Origin of the sequence: Enterococcus sp. AZ079 (assembly GCF_050547255.1) — a bacterium.
GTDB classification, from domain to species: Bacteria; Bacillota; Bacilli; order Lactobacillales; family Enterococcaceae; genus Enterococcus_D; species Enterococcus_D casseliflavus.
In genome coordinates, this window is sequence record NZ_CP172955.1 from 822,759 (window position 1) to 839,214 (window position 16,456).

23 protein-coding genes are annotated in these 16,456 nt (G+C 41.1%); 19 read left to right on the forward strand and 4 right to left on the reverse strand.

Annotated elements, in window-relative coordinates; all coding sequences use genetic code 11:
• The first annotated feature begins 86 nt into the window (after positions 1–86).
• The 4 genes from IGJ15_RS03940 to IGJ15_RS03955 all read left to right on the forward strand — a co-directional run bounded on the left by IGJ15_RS03940 (position 87) and on the right by IGJ15_RS03955 (position 2,915).
• Positions 87–560: a DUF523 domain-containing protein gene (locus tag IGJ15_RS03940; RefSeq protein ID WP_010749736.1), complete on the forward strand. Its 474-nt coding sequence runs from the start codon at positions 87–89 to the stop codon at positions 558–560.
• Positions 550–888, forward strand: a complete 339-nt coding sequence (locus tag IGJ15_RS03945; protein WP_005228897.1) for a putative DNA-binding protein — start codon at positions 550–552, stop codon at positions 886–888. The genes IGJ15_RS03940 and IGJ15_RS03945 overlap by 11 nt, the downstream gene beginning before the upstream one ends.
• 14 nt (positions 889–902) lie before the next feature.
• Complete coding sequence (gene ffh, locus IGJ15_RS03950; RefSeq protein WP_005228902.1) at positions 903–2,321, forward strand: signal recognition particle protein; 1,419 nt, start codon at positions 903–905, stop codon at positions 2,319–2,321.
• A 393-nt stretch (positions 2,322–2,714) separates the two neighbouring features.
• Positions 2,715–2,915 carry a CsbD family protein gene (locus IGJ15_RS03955; protein ID WP_005228904.1) on the forward strand — a complete coding sequence of 67 codons (201 nt, stop codon included), beginning with the start codon at positions 2,715–2,717 and terminating at the stop codon, positions 2,913–2,915.
• A 46-nt stretch (positions 2,916–2,961) separates the two neighbouring features.
• Here IGJ15_RS03955 and IGJ15_RS03960 read toward each other — a convergent pair whose 3' ends face one another.
• From IGJ15_RS03960 to IGJ15_RS03970, 3 genes are read right to left on the reverse strand one after another with little or no spacing between them, the layout of a single operon-like run.
• Positions 2,962–4,122 (reverse strand): ABC transporter permease, encoded by a 1,161-nt coding sequence (locus IGJ15_RS03960; RefSeq protein WP_231434848.1) that lies wholly within the window; start codon positions 4,120–4,122, stop codon positions 2,962–2,964.
• Positions 4,123–4,134: 12 nt separating this feature from the next.
• Complete coding sequence (locus tag IGJ15_RS03965; RefSeq protein WP_015510136.1) at positions 4,135–5,016, reverse strand: ABC transporter ATP-binding protein; 882 nt, start codon at positions 5,014–5,016, stop codon at positions 4,135–4,137.
• A complete protein-coding gene (locus tag IGJ15_RS03970; RefSeq protein WP_005228910.1) occupies positions 5,013–5,399 on the reverse strand; it encodes a GntR family transcriptional regulator in 387 nt (128 codons plus the stop codon). Before IGJ15_RS03970 ends, IGJ15_RS03965 begins: the two co-directional genes overlap by 4 nt.
• A gap of 100 nt (positions 5,400–5,499) precedes the next feature.
• On the opposite strand from IGJ15_RS03970, the gene IGJ15_RS03975 reads away from it, so the two are divergent.
• Both IGJ15_RS03975 and IGJ15_RS03980 read left to right on the forward strand, forming a co-directional pair.
• Positions 5,500–6,069, forward strand: coding sequence for a DNA-3-methyladenine glycosylase I (locus IGJ15_RS03975; protein ID WP_231434847.1), 570 nt, complete (start codon positions 5,500–5,502; stop codon positions 6,067–6,069).
• A gap of 13 nt (positions 6,070–6,082) precedes the next feature.
• Entirely contained in the window at positions 6,083–6,616 is a 534-nt protein-coding gene (locus IGJ15_RS03980; RefSeq protein WP_231434846.1) for a dihydrofolate reductase family protein, read from the forward strand.
• Between the two features lie 85 nt (positions 6,617–6,701).
• Here the strand turns inward: IGJ15_RS03980 and IGJ15_RS03985 are convergent, their stop codons facing one another.
• Positions 6,702–7,253, reverse strand: coding sequence for an NADPH-dependent FMN reductase (locus IGJ15_RS03985; protein WP_005228916.1), 552 nt, complete (start codon positions 7,251–7,253; stop codon positions 6,702–6,704).
• 254 nt (positions 7,254–7,507) lie between these two features.
• Here IGJ15_RS03985 and rpsP point away from each other — a divergent pair, with 254 nt between their 5' ends.
• From rpsP to IGJ15_RS04050, 13 genes are all read left to right on the forward strand, one after another.
• Complete coding sequence (rpsP, locus tag IGJ15_RS03990) at positions 7,508–7,783, forward strand: 30S ribosomal protein S16 (RefSeq protein WP_005228917.1); 276 nt, start codon at positions 7,508–7,510, stop codon at positions 7,781–7,783.
• Positions 7,784–7,794: 11 nt separating this feature from the next.
• The gene (locus tag IGJ15_RS03995) at positions 7,795–8,040 is read left to right on the forward strand and encodes a KH domain-containing protein (protein ID WP_005228918.1); all 246 of its coding nucleotides are present in this window, start codon (positions 7,795–7,797) and stop codon (positions 8,038–8,040) included.
• A 113-nt stretch (positions 8,041–8,153) separates the two neighbouring features.
• Complete coding sequence (locus IGJ15_RS04000) at positions 8,154–8,411, forward strand: hypothetical protein (RefSeq protein WP_005228919.1); 258 nt, start codon at positions 8,154–8,156, stop codon at positions 8,409–8,411.
• A gap of 86 nt (positions 8,412–8,497) precedes the next feature.
• Complete coding sequence (locus tag IGJ15_RS04005; protein ID WP_142968781.1) at positions 8,498–9,322, forward strand: hypothetical protein; 825 nt, start codon at positions 8,498–8,500, stop codon at positions 9,320–9,322.
• 155 nt (positions 9,323–9,477) lie between these two features.
• The gene (gene rimM, locus IGJ15_RS04010) at positions 9,478–10,002 is read left to right on the forward strand and encodes a ribosome maturation factor RimM (protein ID WP_231434845.1); all 525 of its coding nucleotides are present in this window, start codon (positions 9,478–9,480) and stop codon (positions 10,000–10,002) included.
• Positions 9,992–10,738, forward strand: coding sequence for a tRNA (guanosine(37)-N1)-methyltransferase TrmD (gene trmD, locus IGJ15_RS04015; protein ID WP_231434844.1), 747 nt, complete (start codon positions 9,992–9,994; stop codon positions 10,736–10,738). The genes rimM and trmD overlap by 11 nt, the downstream gene beginning before the upstream one ends.
• Before the next feature lie 166 nt (positions 10,739–10,904).
• Positions 10,905–11,252: a 50S ribosomal protein L19 gene (rplS, locus tag IGJ15_RS04020; protein ID WP_002357176.1), complete on the forward strand. Its 348-nt coding sequence runs from the start codon at positions 10,905–10,907 to the stop codon at positions 11,250–11,252.
• Positions 11,253–11,379: 127 nt separating this feature from the next.
• Entirely contained in the window at positions 11,380–12,156 is a 777-nt protein-coding gene (locus IGJ15_RS04025; RefSeq protein ID WP_142968782.1) for an aminoglycoside phosphotransferase family protein, read from the forward strand.
• Between the two features lie 344 nt (positions 12,157–12,500).
• A complete protein-coding gene (gene adhP / locus IGJ15_RS04030) occupies positions 12,501–13,514 on the forward strand; it encodes an alcohol dehydrogenase AdhP (RefSeq protein WP_231435093.1) in 1,014 nt (337 codons plus the stop codon).
• Between the two features lie 100 nt (positions 13,515–13,614).
• Complete coding sequence (locus IGJ15_RS04035) at positions 13,615–14,334, forward strand: response regulator transcription factor (RefSeq protein ID WP_174273013.1); 720 nt, start codon at positions 13,615–13,617, stop codon at positions 14,332–14,334.
• 260 nt (positions 14,335–14,594) lie between these two features.
• Positions 14,595–14,999, forward strand: a complete 405-nt coding sequence (locus IGJ15_RS04040) for a VOC family protein (RefSeq protein ID WP_005229066.1) — start codon at positions 14,595–14,597, stop codon at positions 14,997–14,999.
• Positions 15,000–15,190: 191 nt separating this feature from the next.
• Positions 15,191–15,616 carry an Rrf2 family transcriptional regulator gene (locus IGJ15_RS04045; protein WP_231435092.1) on the forward strand — a complete coding sequence of 142 codons (426 nt, stop codon included), beginning with the start codon at positions 15,191–15,193 and terminating at the stop codon, positions 15,614–15,616.
• A 136-nt stretch (positions 15,617–15,752) separates the two neighbouring features.
• Positions 15,753–16,400: an NAD(P)H-binding protein gene (locus tag IGJ15_RS04050; protein WP_231435091.1), complete on the forward strand. Its 648-nt coding sequence runs from the start codon at positions 15,753–15,755 to the stop codon at positions 16,398–16,400.
• The last annotated feature ends 56 nt before the right edge of the window (positions 16,401–16,456 follow it).

Genomic DNA, 16,456 nt, shown 5'->3' on the forward strand with positions numbered 1-16,456 from the left:
AGCATGAATAGACAATTGGTACTATTGCAACCACTAAATAAATGCTATAATAAAGGACGATTTCATAGGAAAGCTGAGGGTGCTAAATGATTGGAATCAGTGCGTGTCTAGGCGGTGCCCTTTGCCGCTACGATGGAAAACATCAAGCAGTACCACAATTGATCGAACTTGTTCGTGCGGGTCAAGCCATGATGGTCTGTCCAGAAGTTCTTGGCGGCTTGCCGATTCCACGTGAACCGGCCGAAATCGTCGGTGGCGATGGGGTGGATGTTTGGGCGCAACGAGCGAAGGTCGTCACCATTTCAGGAGAAGACGTGACGGAACAATTTACTAAAGGCGCGAAAATTGCTTATCAAAAATTGCAAGAGCAAGGCATCACCCAACTGATCCTAAAAGAGAAAAGTCCCTCTTGTGGCAGTCAGACGATTTATGATGGCAATTTTTCTGGAATCAAAAAAACAGGGGTCGGTGTCGCTTGTGCCTATTTTCGACAAAAAGGCATGACTGTTTTGTCCGATGTCGAATGGCTTGCAAAACAGGAGGAAGCAAATGGAAATTGAAAAGACCAATCGCATGAATGCGTTGTTTGAGTTTTATTCCACGTTATTGACGGAAAAACAGATGAATTACATGGAATTGTATTACGCAGATGATTTTTCTCTAGGAGAAATCGCTGAAGAGTATCAAGTTAGCCGTCAAGCAGTCTATGACAACATCAAACGCACCGAACGTATTTTAGAAGACTATGAAAAAAAACTACATATGTTTTCGGATTATATCATGCGGGAAGACTTGCTGGATCAGCTAAGCGAGTATACGAAAACCCACTATCCAAAAGACGAAACCTTACAGGGGTTTATTCAACAGCTCCAAGAAATTGAAGAATAAAGGAATGAAAAAAAATGGCATTTGAAAGTTTAACTGAACGCCTCCAGCAGGCAATGAGCAAACTGCGCAGAAAAGGAAAAGTATCTGAAGCAGATGTAAAAGAAATGATGCGTGAGATTCGTCTAGCTTTATTAGAAGCCGACGTCAATCTGCAAGTTGTAAAAGAGTTTACCAAAAATGTCCGTGAACGGGCAGTGGGGGTAGAAGTATTAGAAAGCCTATCTCCAGCGCAACAAATCGTTAAGATCGTTGATGAAGAATTAACCAAAACATTAGGATCAGAAACAGTTGGGATCGAAAAATCACCGAAGATCCCAACGATCATCATGATGGCTGGTTTGCAAGGGGCAGGGAAAACCACCTTTGCTGGGAAATTAGCCAACCATTTGATCAAAACCGAAAACGCACGTCCATTAATGATCGCTGGTGACGTGTACCGACCAGCTGCGATCGACCAGTTGAAAGTATTAGGGCAACAATTGGATGTACCTGTTTTTGATATGGGAACTGATGTCAGTCCAGTTGAAATCGTCCGCCAAGGATTGGCTTTGGCTCGGGAAAAGAAAAATGACTACGTTTTGATCGATACGGCGGGTCGTTTGCATATCGACGAAAACTTGATGGAAGAGCTAAAACAAATCAAGGACTTGGCACAGCCAAATGAAATTTTACTGGTAGTGGATGCGATGACAGGACAAGATGCTGTCAACGTGGCGGAAAGCTTCAATCAACAACTGGGGATCACAGGGGTAGTCATCACCAAGCTAGATGGCGATACTCGTGGCGGGGCGGCATTGTCGATTCGTCAAGTTACGGGCGCTCCAATCAAGTTCACTGGTACCGGTGAAAAATTGACCGACCTTGAAGTATTCCATCCAGATCGGATGTCTAGTCGGATTCTCGGTATGGGTGATATGCTGACTTTGATCGAAAAAGCACAGCAAGATTACGACGAGAAAAAAGCAGAAGAACTTGCTCAAAAAATGAAGGAAAACTCCTTCGACTTCAATGACTTTGTTGAACAGATCGATCAAGTCATGGGCATGGGCCCAATTGAAGATCTTTTGAAAATGATTCCGGGAATGAGCCAAATGCCTGGCATCGAGAACGTCAAAGTTGATCCAAAACAAATTGCCCGTCAAAAAGCCATGGTTTATTCTATGACACCAGCTGAACGGGAAAATCCTGATTTGTTGAATCCAAGCCGTCGCCGCCGTATTGCTGCTGGTTCTGGAAACAGCGTCGTCGAAGTCAACCGTATGATCAAACAATTCAAAGAATCTCGCAAAATGATGCAGCAAATGAGTAAAGGGAATATGAACATTCCTGGCATGGATCAAATGTTTGGCGGTGGGGTCAAAGGGAAACTTGGAAAAATGGCCATGAACCGCATGGTCAAGAAACAAAAGAAGAAAAAGAAAAAACGCAAATAATCGTTTCACACTGATAGGAACTGAGAACTGAACCTTATCTTCGTGTAATTAAAAACATGATCTGAAAAGGCACCAAATCGAGAAGCTGTACCTGCTGATTCTAGCAGTTGCAGCTCCTCAGATTGCCTTCTTCAGGTCATGGTTTTTTTATGCTCACAGCTTCCTCTTTAAATGAACTTCTTCAAAGAACATCAAATTGAACATCTAAAGAACATCCCTTTTTATAGAGAAAGCCAGCTTTCTACCGAATATCTCAAATCGTCCAAGAGTCAAAAATAGCGATCAACTATCGTTGCGGACAACTCTAAGAATAGGATAGAAGCAGAACATTCGTGCTTTCTGTTAAATGGTGCTACTATTAATTTATAGCAAGTATGAAAGGAGTTTTTTACGATGACAAACAAAGATCGCATTGAAGGAAAAGTAACCGAAACAAAAGGGAAACTTACAGGAGATGACTCCGAAGAATTAAAAGGCAAAACCCAAAATAAATATGGGAAAGCCAAAGATAAGGTTGAAGATTTTGCGGATGATGTTTCTCGTAAAGTAAATGACTTCTTTGACAAAAAAGACGACGACAAACCTAGACATTAAACTTAAAAGCATCCCTGCAACAAGAAAATGTTGCAGGGATGCTTTTTTATATTCCACTGATTTGTTTGTTTTTTCGTTTGTACCACCAATTCATCAGCGCTTTAGGATAGACAAGCAGCAAACTGATGAATAAGCAGGCAACCAGTAATAAACCGAGCCGAAGGGCGATGTTCCAAAGACTGACATCATACCCCTCATAGAGATTACGGTAAAAAATTTCTAGTGGGTAATAAGAAATCATGGATAAATAGAACCAAGTTCCCAAAGAAAGCAGCCAATAAACTGGTGCGCGCAATTTAGGGATCGTTATATAATCACCGTCATTTTCTAAAGAGATTTTCGAGAACACTTTTTCGGCAGCAAGAATCAGTAAGCCGCTCAAGCCGAGGTAAAGGAGCAGCAGCCACCAAGGGTAGACATATCCTTGCGGCCAATCGATCCAGGTTTGAAAAGGAATCAGAAAATCCCCATGACCAAGAAACACAAAACTAAAAAACTCGCGGGTACATTGGAAAAAGCTATACCCCATTGATCCTAGCGAAATAGTGAAGAAGACCGAGAGCACGCCAGTAAACAGATTCCCCAGCAAAACGCCTAACAAGAGACCTGCAGCAAATACTAGCAGATTCGTTGACAAGGTACTAAGGGCAGAAAGCAGCACGTCTTGAAGCGGCACAGCGAGATAGCGAGCTGGGATCATCGTGTATTCGATCAGGATATGACCTAACAGCCCCAACACTAAACAAGCGGTCAAGGGTAAGCCGATAAAAAGCAGTTTCTTGTGAAAGACGTGCTTTCTGCTAAAGGGTAAGGCAAATAAAAAGCGATTGAAATTGGTGCGGCCATCGACAAAAAAGGATAAGAAGCCCCAAATAAACAGGAAGACAATCACAAATTGATTCATGGTGGTCATATAAGGGCGATTGTAATAAATCTCATCAGGGGACTCATTGCTGATCGTCAATACCGCATCGCGGTATTCTGTTGCCGAATCAAAGTAAACCGGGGTTTCACCCTTGTAGTTTTTGACATAGTACTCTCGATTTTCGTTGAAATCTTTGATAAATTCTTCAGATGTCAAATAGCGTTCTTGCTGATGCCAGGCTTTTTGTGATTGCCAGCCATCACCAAGATACATTAAGAGTAAGACAAAACAAAAGCCGATCAGCAGCTTGCCGTAGCGTTCTTTAAATATATTGCTTAACATCGTTTTCCACCTCTATCCTTCCACTAATGCCTCTTGTCGTAAATTTGCTTCAAACAGATCTTCCAAGGTCAAGGGCAATTCTTCGAAAACCAAAGGGTCAAGCTGCTGGATCTCAGCCGCCAGCTCTTTTGTGTAATTGTCAAACAAAGCGGTCAAGACTCGACCTTGTTTTTGAATCAGCTTGGAGCGCTGCTTGATAAGGGGAGGAATCTGCTTGCTGCGAAAGACGAGTTGAAGTTTGCGAGATTGTTCGCGAATCGTTTCCAAACGGTAGTCTCCTTCAATCGTTTTCCCTTTGATCAACAAGGCACGATCAATAATATGCTCTAATTCATTTAGATTATGGGAAGCGATCAATGCGGTACGATTCGACTCGCTGAGGCTTTCCAGCAATAGTCCGATCACTTTTTTACGGACGATCACATCAAGCCCATCAAAAGGTTCGTCTAACAGTAAGAACGTCGCATTTGAAGCGATCGCTAGAATCATCTTATAAAGACCTTGCATTCCTTTTGACATTCGCCGGTAAGAAAGCGTTAGCGGCAGACCATGGCTTTGCATCAATTCTAAATAAAGATTTTGATCAAAATTTGGATAAGCAAGCCGATAAAATTGATTGATTTTTTTTAACGAGTAGGCAGCCAGAAAGTTTTCTTTTTCATCGATATAAAAAAGCTGTTCTTTTAATTCCGGGTGCTGATCCAGGCGTTGGTTATCGATCGAAATCTCGCCATCATCTAGTAAATAATGTCCAGCGACCGTCCGAAACAACGTGGTTTTCCCAGAACCATTGCGGCCGATCAATCCTACGAGTTCTCCTTTTTCCAAAGAGAAGTTCACGTTTTCTAAGATAATTGTTTGTTCCATTTTCTTGGTCACATGTTCGATCTTCACTGTGGATCGCCTCCTAACTCTTGTTCAAAGCCATTCATCCAATCGCTCAGCTCACGCATGCTGATCTGTAAATGGCGTGCTTCGATCACCAATTCTTTCAAACGTTCTTTCACTTGTAAGATCCGAATCTCATCGCGTGGCAGATCCTCAGTAACTTTCACAAAGGTGCCTTTTCCTTTGATGGTGACAAGCACTTGCTCATTTTCCAATACTTTGTAGGCTTTGCTGACGGTATTTGGATTCATCAACAGGTGCTTGGCCATTTCACGAACCGAAGGTACTTGGTCTCCAGCGGTTAGAACACCGTTCAGAATATCTTCTTTGATACTTAAAACCAATTGCTCATAGTAAGGTTTGCTGCTGGCTTTGTTAATGCGAACCACAAAATCAGCTCCTTTCATTTATGTGTACTAGTATACGTAGTACAATAGTGGAAGTAAAGTCTTTTATGATAAAATAAACAAAAAGGAGCTGATGAGGACAATGGAACGATGTGAGTGGGCCAACAGTACACCAGCAATGCAGGAGTATCATGATACAATCTGGGGGAAACCTGAGTATGAGGATCAGCAGTTGTTTCGAAAATTGGTGTTAGATATGAATCAAGCAGGGTTGAGCTGGCAAACGATTTTAAATAAAATGGCGAATTTTGATGCGGCGTATGATCAGTTTGAAATCACCAAAGTAGCGAACTATACGGAAGAAAAAGTGGAAGAACTGATGATGAATCCAGGCATCATCCGCAATCGGCGAAAGATTGAAGCGGCGATCAGCAATGCCCAAGAAGTTTTAAAAATCCAGCAAGAATATGGTAGTTTCTCCACATTCTTGTGGCGATATGTCGATCATCAGCCGATCATTAATGAATTTGAGCAGCAATCCGATGTACCGACCCATTCGGAAATCTCTGATCAGCTAGCGAAAGATTTGAAAAAGCGAGGGTTTAAATTTGTCGGAACGACCATTATTTACGCCTTTATGGAAGCTGTCGGCATGGTCAACGACCATTTAGTCACTTGTGTTTGTCGAACATCAGCAGCAAACAAAGAATAAAGGAGCGAGCATAATGGGAAAAGTGATATTCTATGGTGCGATCAGCCTCGATGGCTATTTAGCAGGTCTGAAGGATCAACTGGACTGGCTGTTTCAAACCGATACCGGTGTCGCCACGACCTATGAAGCATTTTTTGCGACTATCGACACGACCGTGATGGGAAGAAAAACCTATCAAGAAGCGAAAAAACTGATGGATGAGGGACCGTTGTATCCTGAAACGACAAATTATGTTTTTTCCCATACCCGAAAAGAACCGCTGCCGGATGCAATCCTAGTGGCATCGGATCCAGTTGCATTTGTTTCAGCATTGAAACAAGAGAAAAACGTATGGGTAGTGGGTGGGGGTTCCCTATTAAAACCATTGCTGGAAGCTGATTTGATCGATGAATGGTTTATTCAAATCGCGCCGGTGTTTTTAGGAGAAGGCAAGCGACTGTTTGAACCGGGGGAATATTCGAGACGCTTGACGTTTGTTGAAACAAAACAGATGGGGGAACTGACAGAGCTTCATTTTGTCCGAAAGTCTGTGTCAGGCAGCGAGTAAAAAGCGCAAACGATTATTCTTTACAGTGAAAAAAGACCAAGAAGCTCAGTGACGAGTTTCTTGGTCTTTTTGTATGGATTCTTCATTAGTTGAATCGTTGAAAGAATTCAATATATTTTGCAAGGATCGTTTCGAAGAAGCTTACTGTATCTGGGTTGATCTCATTGTTTTCATCGATCAAGTTTGTGATACCGCCAATGTAGGCTTCTGGTTGTTGTAGAGTAGGCATATCCAAAAAGACTAATGATTGACGCAAGTGATGGTTCGCACCAAATCCAGCGATCGCTCCTGGAGAAACGCTGACGACTAATGCTGGTTTGCCACCCCAACTGCTCGCACCGTAAGGACGAGAACCAACGTCTAAAGCATTTTTCAAGGCTGCTGGAACAGAGCGGTTGTATTCTGGTGTAAAGAAGAAGACACCATCAACGGCGCTTAATGCTTCCCGAAATGCTGTCCATTCAGCAGGAACTTTTCCTTCAACTTCCAAATCTTCATTGTAAAAAGGCAAGTTGCCGATTTCGATGAAAGATGCTTCAAAACCTTCTGGTAATAATGATGCGAATTTTTTCGCTACGAGTTTATTGTAAGAACCTTCCCGCAAGCTGCCGACGATAAAACCAATTTTTTTTGTCATGTAAAATTCCTCCTTGTTGTTTTCTACTCATTTAGCTTACCAAAAGTAAGTGAATGGTGCAAATAAAACGATTTGTTCTTAAAAAGGTTTCTCTAGTATTCATGATACGCGTCCAGATTCATTCTGGCAAAAGATAACCATGCCGAAAAAACAGGAAAGAAAAACTTTTTTCAGCTGTAAAGAAAAAACTCTTTACACCATCAGAAAAACCTGTTAAACTAGCTCTTGTGATTAAATCAATGGAGGTGTAAATAATGGCAGTAAAAATTCGTTTAAAACGCATGGGTTCTAAAAAGAAACCTTTTTACCGTATCGTCGTAGCAGATTCACGTTCTCCTCGTGACGGACGTTTCATCGAAACAGTTGGTACTTACAATCCTTTACTAGACCCAGCTGAAGTAACAATCAAAGAAGATCTAGTTCTTGATTGGTTATCTAAAGGTGCGCAACCTTCAGATACAGTTCGTAACATCCTTTCTAAAGAAGGCGTTATGAAAAAACACCACGAAGCAAAATTCACTAAGAAATAAGGTGACTTTGGATGAAAGATTTGCAAGAATTAGTCTTAACGATCGTTTCACCACTTGTTACCAAACCTGAGGATATCAAGCTTGAGCTGGTAGAGTCAGATGATTTCTTGGAATATAATCTTACTGTGGCACCAGAAGATATTGGTCGTATCATCGGTAAACAGGGGCGGGTTGCCAAAGCAATTCGAACGATCGTTTACAGTGTACGGACAAATGGACCAAAGAAAGTTCGTTTGAATATCATTGATGGTAAATAAGCAAGAATGAAAAGCATTTCTCTTTGAGGAATGCTTTTTTTGTAAAATTCATGCTTAAGATGGAGGACAAAAAAAGGTGGTTTTGAGATAATCAAAAATGAGGAGGTGCTTGTATGTCTCAACTAATCGCATGGATCGTTGTTCTTTTGATTCTCGTCTTTATTTATAAAATCGGTTCTTTTCTTTGGCGAACGCTAGGGATCTTGCTACTACTTTTTTTGATTTGGGTCTATCGTGAGGAGATCATGACGCAATTGAACCAATGGACACAAAACTTTCGTTGGGGCGACCTATCGACGATCGCCAATCAAGTTTGGCAATGGATCAAGGATGGCTTTCAATCACTGCAAAATTGGGTGACAAATCTTTAAAAAATCAACAAAAAAATGACAGACAATCTGACTTGTTTGTCATTTTTTTTATTGAGGGGTATCCTTTGTATAAGGAGGGGAACATCATGAAAAAAGAACTAGGATTATTTGTTACGCTGCTAACGATTGGAACCTTGGCTGGCTGTAATAATCAAAAAGACCAAGAAACCAGTCAAGCCAGTACAGCTGAAACAACAGCAACGACTATGGTGGAAAGTACCCAAACACAAAAAAGTAGTCAATCAGAAACCAGTCAATCAACTGCATCGACTAGTCAGGCGGTTTCTGAGGATTCTTCAAATACGAGTAGCACCACAGACATCTATAGCCAAATACAAGCGGTATTCCCTGATCTTGTCTTGCCAAAGGACGTTCCGCTTGCTTCGGGTAAAGTGTTGAATGCTGCCACAGCTGGCAGTCAATCCGATGCCTCGATTCTTTATTATGGACTTGATCAGCAATTGTCTCTCAATGACAAGGCTTTGAACGAAGAAACACCGCTTGCTGCTTTTCAATCAAAAGAGTATCAATCAGCGGATGAAGCTGCTGCAGCGGTCAATGTAACAGCGGATGATGGCGGACAAGCCGTTGATCTCGGATATGGCATTACTGGGCATATGCAAGGAGCTGCTGGCTCCAGTTATTTAAGTTGGCAAGAAGGAAATTGGTCATTGACTGTTCGAGCAGTCAACCAAGAGGAACAAGATCCTGTGCCGGTTGCTAAAGAAGTGGTAGCGTATCTAGAAGAAGCCATGCTTCCAGCACCTGAGGTCGGTCAAATCACTATCGATATGGGAAAAAATGACCATACAGCAACTACCGTGGTCTGGCAACAAGAAACGATCCTTCGAACGGTACAACATCAAGATGCACGTTCAGCATTGGAAATGGCCGTTTCAATGAATCAATAAGTTTCAGATTAGGACATTGCCCCTTTGATCAAGCGTCGAAGGGGTGTTTTTCGCGCGATGATTTTGAGGAAAACAGAGGGCGCTAGGAAACGGCTAGAATTCGCTACTTTGCTATGCTAAAATAGAACAGAAGTTAGAAGAAATGGGGAACGAACGTGACAGAATATTTAAACGTAGGGAAAATCGTCAATACACATGGGATCCGTGGAGAAGTACGAGTGATATCACAAACGGATTTTCCAGAAGAACGCTACCGTAAAGGGGCTGAATTGACACTTTTTCGTGAAAATAAAGAGCCATTACCATTGATTGTTTCAGGTCATCGCAAACATAAAAATTTTGATTTGTTAACGTTTGAGGGCTATCCCAACATCAACGACGTTGAACCGTTTCGTAACGGCATTTTAAAAGTTACCAAGGATGATTTGGTGGATCTAGCAGAAAATGAGTTTTACTACCATGAAATTATTGGTCTGGAAGTCGTCGAAGAGGATGGCACAGTCATTGGTAATGTCAAAGAGATCCTTTCACCAGGCGCCAATGATGTTTGGGTGGTACAGCGAAAAGGAAAGAAGGATGCCTTGATTCCTTATATCGAATCTGTTGTTCATACCATCGATCTTGAAAATGGTCAGGTCATCGTTGAGATCCCAGAAGGGTTGTTAGACGATGAGAATTGATGTGCTGACACTATTTCCACGAATGTTTGAAGGGCCTCTTGGAGAATCGATCATCGGTAAAGCACGGGAAAAGGAACTGTTAGAAATCAACGTCTCTAATTTCCGTGACTATTCCGACAACAAGCATCAAACAGTGGATGACTATCCTTATGGTGGCGGAGCAGGAATGTTATTAAAAGTCCAACCTGTCTATGACAATATCAAAGCGATCGAAGAAGCGACACCAGAAACGAAAAAGCGTGTGATCCTATTAGACCCAGCGGGAAAACCCTTTGATCAAAAGATGGCGGAAGAATTCTCTACTGAAGAGCACCTTGTTTTTATTTGCGGTCACTATGAAGGCTATGATGAACGAATCCGTTCATTGGTCACTGATGAAGTGTCACTGGGCGATTACGTCTTGACTGGCGGCGAATTGGGGGCAATGGTCATGATCGATGCGACGGTCAGGCTATTACCAGAAGTTTTGGGCAATCAAACCTCCGCACAAACTGATTCTCATTCCACTGGTTTATTAGAGCATCCGCAATATACACGCCCGGCAGAGTTCAAAGGCATGAAAGTGCCGGAAGTTTTGATGAATGGCAATCATAAATTGATCGAGCAGTGGCAATTAAAAGAATCATTGCGCCGAACGTATCAGCGACGTCCAGATATGCTGGAAACTTATCCGCTGACCGCTGAAATGCAGAAGCTTTTAAAAGAAATTGAAGACGAAGCGAAGACTGGCAAGTAAAATAGTGCCAGTTTTTTTGATATTCTGTGCCATGACAAGAAAATTCTCTTTACAGCCTATGGTCGACTGTGGTAAGATATTTCAGTGAGTGTAAACTCAACTATTACGATGTTCCGCTGGAGCTTTCATGCTTTAAGAATGTTTGGGAATAAGGAGAATGATAAACATGAATCCATTGATTCAAGAACTAACTCAAGAACAATTACGTACTGACATCCCAGCTTTCCGTCCTGGGGACACTGTTCGCGTTCACGCGAAAGTTGTCGAAGGAACTCGCGAACGTATCCAGTTATTTGAAGGTGTTGTCATCAAACGCCGCGGTGCTGGTATCAGCGAAACTTATACAGTTCGTAAAGTATCAAACGGTGTAGGTGTTGAACGTACCTTCCCATTGCACACACCACGTGTTGCACAAATCGAAGTTGTTCGTTACGGTAAAGTACGTCGTGCAAAATTGTACTACTTGCGTGCATTACACGGAAAAGCAGCTCGTATCAAAGAAATTCGTCGTTAATCATTTATTATCAGATGAAGCAAAAGCCCTTGATTTCAAGGGCTTTTTTCTTTTGTCTGAGATGGAAAAAACTTTCTATTCGTTGTGATAAAATGAAGAAACGACTATACAAATAGGAGGGGTTTTATTGAATGAAAGAAATAACAATCTTGGACGAGAAGAAATAATCATCGAAAAGGAGTTCGTCAGACGGCCAAAGGTTCCATGGTCGAAGGACGTCCAACGCTTTTTACGTTTTTTGCAAGATCAGCAGATAAATTATGTGCCGAAACCATTAGGGTTTGATCAGGAAGAACATGAGTTAGTTTCTTTTGTTCCAGGGGAGGTATATGATCAGCCATTGCCGGATGAACTTTATACTGATGAGGTTCTTTGTTTGGTAGCTGAACGATTAAGAGATTTTCATGATCGAAGTGTTGGTTTTCTGGAAAGGCTAACTGGTGAGGAACAGTGGATGCTGGAATACTCTGGTCCGACAGAGGTGATGTGCCACAATGATTTTGCTCCGTATAATATGACGATCGTGGATGGGGAGCCTTTTGGGCTTTTTGATTTTGACACAGTAAGGCCAGGAAGCAGGTTATGGGATGTTTCTTATGCTGCGTACCGCTGGGTACCCTTGTATTTTGATGGGAACAGTCGTCTGAGTGAAACACAATGCCATCGATTGAAACTTTTTGTGGATACTTATCGGCTGTCCAATAATGACAGAGTACAGATTGTCGATTGTTTGATCGACCGCCTTTGTGCACTAGTTGCTTTTATGAGTAGAAAAGGAGAAGAAGGGAATGGAAATTTTCAGAAAAACATTGACGAGGGACATCTTGCTAAATACCAATATGACATTCAGCGCCTGAAAGAAAATAAATCGCAAGTCATCGAAGGGATAAAAATAGAAGAATAGAAGAACAGTGAGTACAAATCATCCTACAGTCTTCTATCAGATCGTCTTGGTGTTTTTTATTGAAACGATTGTTATTTATATAGATGAATTATCTCTATCTTTTTAATTTTTAATTTTATGTAATCTGGAAATAAAGAAAAAATTTTGAATGATTTCATTATTGTTTTCTAATAAATGATTACAGAAAAAAAGCAATAAATTCCCCTTTTTTTGATGATTTCTATGGTAATCTTCTCGATAGAGAACTTTCTTTTATCTAGCTATTGCTGACCTCTATGCGTTAGTTAATTACTTCACAAATAAAAGAAAGTTCTTTATTTAATCGAATTGAAAGAGGTGTCTTTGTGAAAGCAGCTGTAGTATCTAAAGATAAGGTTGTAAAAATCGAGGAAAAAGAATTAAGAGCGCTTCGTCCGAATGAAGCATTATTGAAAATGGAGTGTTGCGGTGTCTGCCATACTGACTTGCATGTAAAAGATGGCGACTTTGGAGATGCATCTGGGATCGTACTCGGACACGAGGGAATCGGTAAAGTGGTTGCAATCGGTGATGATGTTACTTCTCTAGCGATCGGTGACCGTGCAAGTGTCGCTTGGTTGTATGAAAGCTGTGGATCATGCGAATACTGTGTGAACGGGAATGAATCATTATGCCGTTCGGTTAGAAATGCCGGCTATTCTGTAGATGGTGGTATGGCTGAAGAATGTATCGTTGTAGCTGACTATGCAGTGAAAGTTCCAGAGGACTTAGGTTCTGCTGAAGCCAGCAGCATTACTTGTGCAGGTGTAACCACATATAAAGCGGTAAAAGTTTCTGACATTAAACCAGGTCAATGGATCGCCATCTATGGTTCAGGGGGACTAGGAAACCTAGCCTTACAATATGCTAAAAATGTCTTTAATGCAAAAGTGATTGGAATCGACATCAACGACAAACAGTTGGACTTCGCAAAAGATCATGGCGCTGATCTTGTAATCAATCCTGCGAAAGAAGATGCGGCAAAAATCATTCAAGAAGCAACCGGAGGCGCACATGCAGCCGTAGTAACAGCTGTTTCAAAAGCAGCCTTCAATTCTGCTGTTGATGCTGTTCGTGCGGGCGGTACGATTGTAGCGGTCGGTCTCCCACCAGAAAGCATGGACTTGAACATACCTCGACTTGTATTGGATGGGATTAAGATTGTCGGTTCCCTTGTTGGAACACGAACTGATTTAGCAGAAGCTTTCCAATTTGCAGCGGAAGGAAAAGTTGTTCCTAAAGTTGTCATGCGTCAGTTAGAAGAGATTAACGATATTTTTGATGAAATGCTTTCTGGAAAAATCAAAGGACGGATGGTCATTGATTTTCAAGAAAAATAAACGAAAATAGAGAAATCAACTATGAATTTTTAGCGAAGGAGAAAATTTCGTGTGTAATTTATTGATCATTGACAGCGAAGAGCGAAGAGCAGTTAGCGAGATGATTCGTTTGATTGATCGTCATTTCCCAAATGTCATCTTGCTTCCAATGGTTGATTCGAAAAAAGCACTTCAGCGTACCTGTCTTGAGCAGATGGTTGACATTGCAGTGATCAATGCGGATGGCGAAGAAGACTGTTTTGAATTATACAAAGAATTGCTTTCTTTTTACCCGAATGCAAAAGCAATTTTGTATTCTGTAGTAGAAAGCTTTGCTATCGCTCAAAAAGCGTTGCGTTACGACTTGATCGATTATTTGGTCGAACCGATCACCAATGATTTTGTTTATGCATTGGACCGAGGGATTCAATCCATCAATCAGATTTCCTTGCTGCACGTCGAGAAAAACAATGAAGCTTCTCCTTCGCTTTCTTTAAGACATAAGATATTGCGCTATATTCATGAAAATTATAGAGAACATATTACGTTAGACACTTTAGCAGATCATCTGCATTTAAGTCGGTATCACACCAGCCGTTTGATCAAGAATACATTAGGAATGACCTTTTCATTATACTTGATGATTTATCGTATTGAAGTTGCCAAAAAAGAACTCTCAACAAGTGATCGATCAATCAGTGAAATTTCTGTTAGAGTAGGATTCAATGATCCAAATTATTTTAGTAAGAAATTTAAAAAAGCAACTTCTTATACGCCCAAAGAGTATCGAAAAATTTATCGTGGGAAAGTAACCGTGATCGACTCAAGACTTGAGCTTTGAGTATTAAATAAAGTAGTTTGGGCTGATTGTATTAGCGAAAACATGATTCTTTGCTAATGCTTATCAAGTTACTTTTTCATAGATGAGAAAAGCTAAAAGGCCTATGCGTGCAAGGTCTTTTTTACTTGAAAAAAATTTTGGATCAGGTTTTTCAGACTAGCAGCAGAGGACAAAGACTGATGTTTTTGTGAATGAACCGATAGGTGCTATAATGAGAACGGATTCAGCAGTGCAGCTTACCAAAGAAAGGAAGCAAGAAAATGGCGAACAAAATGGTGTTTATTAACTTGCCTGTCACTGATATCAAACGTGCAACATCCTTTTATGAAGCGCTGGGGTTTGTAAAAAATGAAGAGTTCTCAAACGAGACCAGCAGTGGAATGGTTTGGAGTGAATCGATTTGGTTAATGCTATTAGAACATGCGTTTTACCAACAATTTCTAAATGGTAGAAGTATTGCAGATACAAAGAAGACGAGTGGCGCATTGATCGCGTTTAGTTTTGACACACCAGAAGAAGCAAAGAATTTTGCGAAAATTGCTGAAGAAAATGGTGGACAGTCGTTCCAAGTTGATATGGGGATTCCAGAGGACATGATGGTCGGCTATGAAATCGTTGATCCTGACGGCAATCAGATTGAGTCTGCTTGGATGAAAGGCTATTAGTAAAGTGCTCGTTTAAATAAAAGGAAAAAAATGGTTCAGTATGCAGTTCCCTCAAGAAGTTAGGCTTTTGTGCTAACTTTTTGAGGGCTGCTTTTTCTTGACGGGATCCTCGAGTTTTGTAAGATTGGTCAGTACCCTTTGTCTAAATTTGAAAAAAGAGGTATGATACAAGAAAAAGGAGTGGAGACGAAGTGAAATATTCAACGAAATACAGCGACGCCATTCACATCCTCGCTTACATCCACCTCTTTAAAGGAACTGATCTATCAAGTGATCGGATCGCCCAGAGTGTTGAAACGAATCCTGCTTATGTTCGCCGGATTATGAGTGATCTGCGTATTTCAGGATTGATCGAAAGCCAAAGAGGAAAACCAAACCCTAAACTAACGAAGGAACCATATGAGATTTCTTTGTTGGACATCTATGCGAGTGTTGAAAAAGATCAGCATCTTTTACATGCGGACAAAAAGACCAATCCCAATTGCTTGATTGGGGGGAATATCCAAACGGTATTAGAGGAAACTTACGATGTGCTGCAAAAGAAAATTGAGCAGGAAATGAGCGCTATCTCGCTGCAATCCATCATTGACGGCATTCAAGTAGAAGCCAATCATTAAAAGAGTCACATGGAAGGCTGTAAAAAAGAACTTTCACCTGCTAGGCAAATTCTTGACAGGGAAGAAAGTTTCTTTTATACTCTAGTTGTAACTTGATTAGTAACAACTTATTTTGAAAAAAACAAAAGTAGGAAGGATGATCATTATGAAAATCGGTATTATTGGCGCAACAGGGAATGCAGGTTCAGCAATTTATCAAGAAACAGTACAGAGAGGACACGAAGTGACTGCTATCGTGAGAAATGAAGCGAAGGCCAAAGAACAACTTGGTGAAACGGTCAAAACACTTACAAAGGATGCTTTTTCTCTCACAGAAGAAGAGCTCAGTGACTTTGATGTGCTTGTTGACGCGTTTGCGACAAGTCCTGACAAAGCTTACTTGCATGTGGATATGGCAGCAAAATTAGTGCACCTGTTTCGAGAAAAAAACACTCGTTTGTTCTTCATCTTAGGAGCCGGCAGTTTATTCAATGAAGCGGGGGAACGTAATCTCTCTGAGTTGAAAAAAGCACCAGGAAGCGAAAGTTGGATTGCGATTCCAGAAAATCAGCTAGACGAATATCTCTTTTTAGAAACAGTCAAAAATGTCCCTTGGGTGGGGATTTCTCCTGGGAATGTCTTTCAAGAAGGACCAGCTAAACCAGCGATTTTAGGGAAAGATCACTTACTATTCAACGAACAAAAGGAATCGGTGACATCTAGCGGTACGTTAGCTAAGGCAATTATCGATGAGATCGAAACAGTACAACATGAAAACACTCGCTTTACTGTGATTGATGCCTAGTAAGTTTTCAAAGACGACTGAGAAGGAAATGCTATGAGTAGCGTTGACTATTGGTA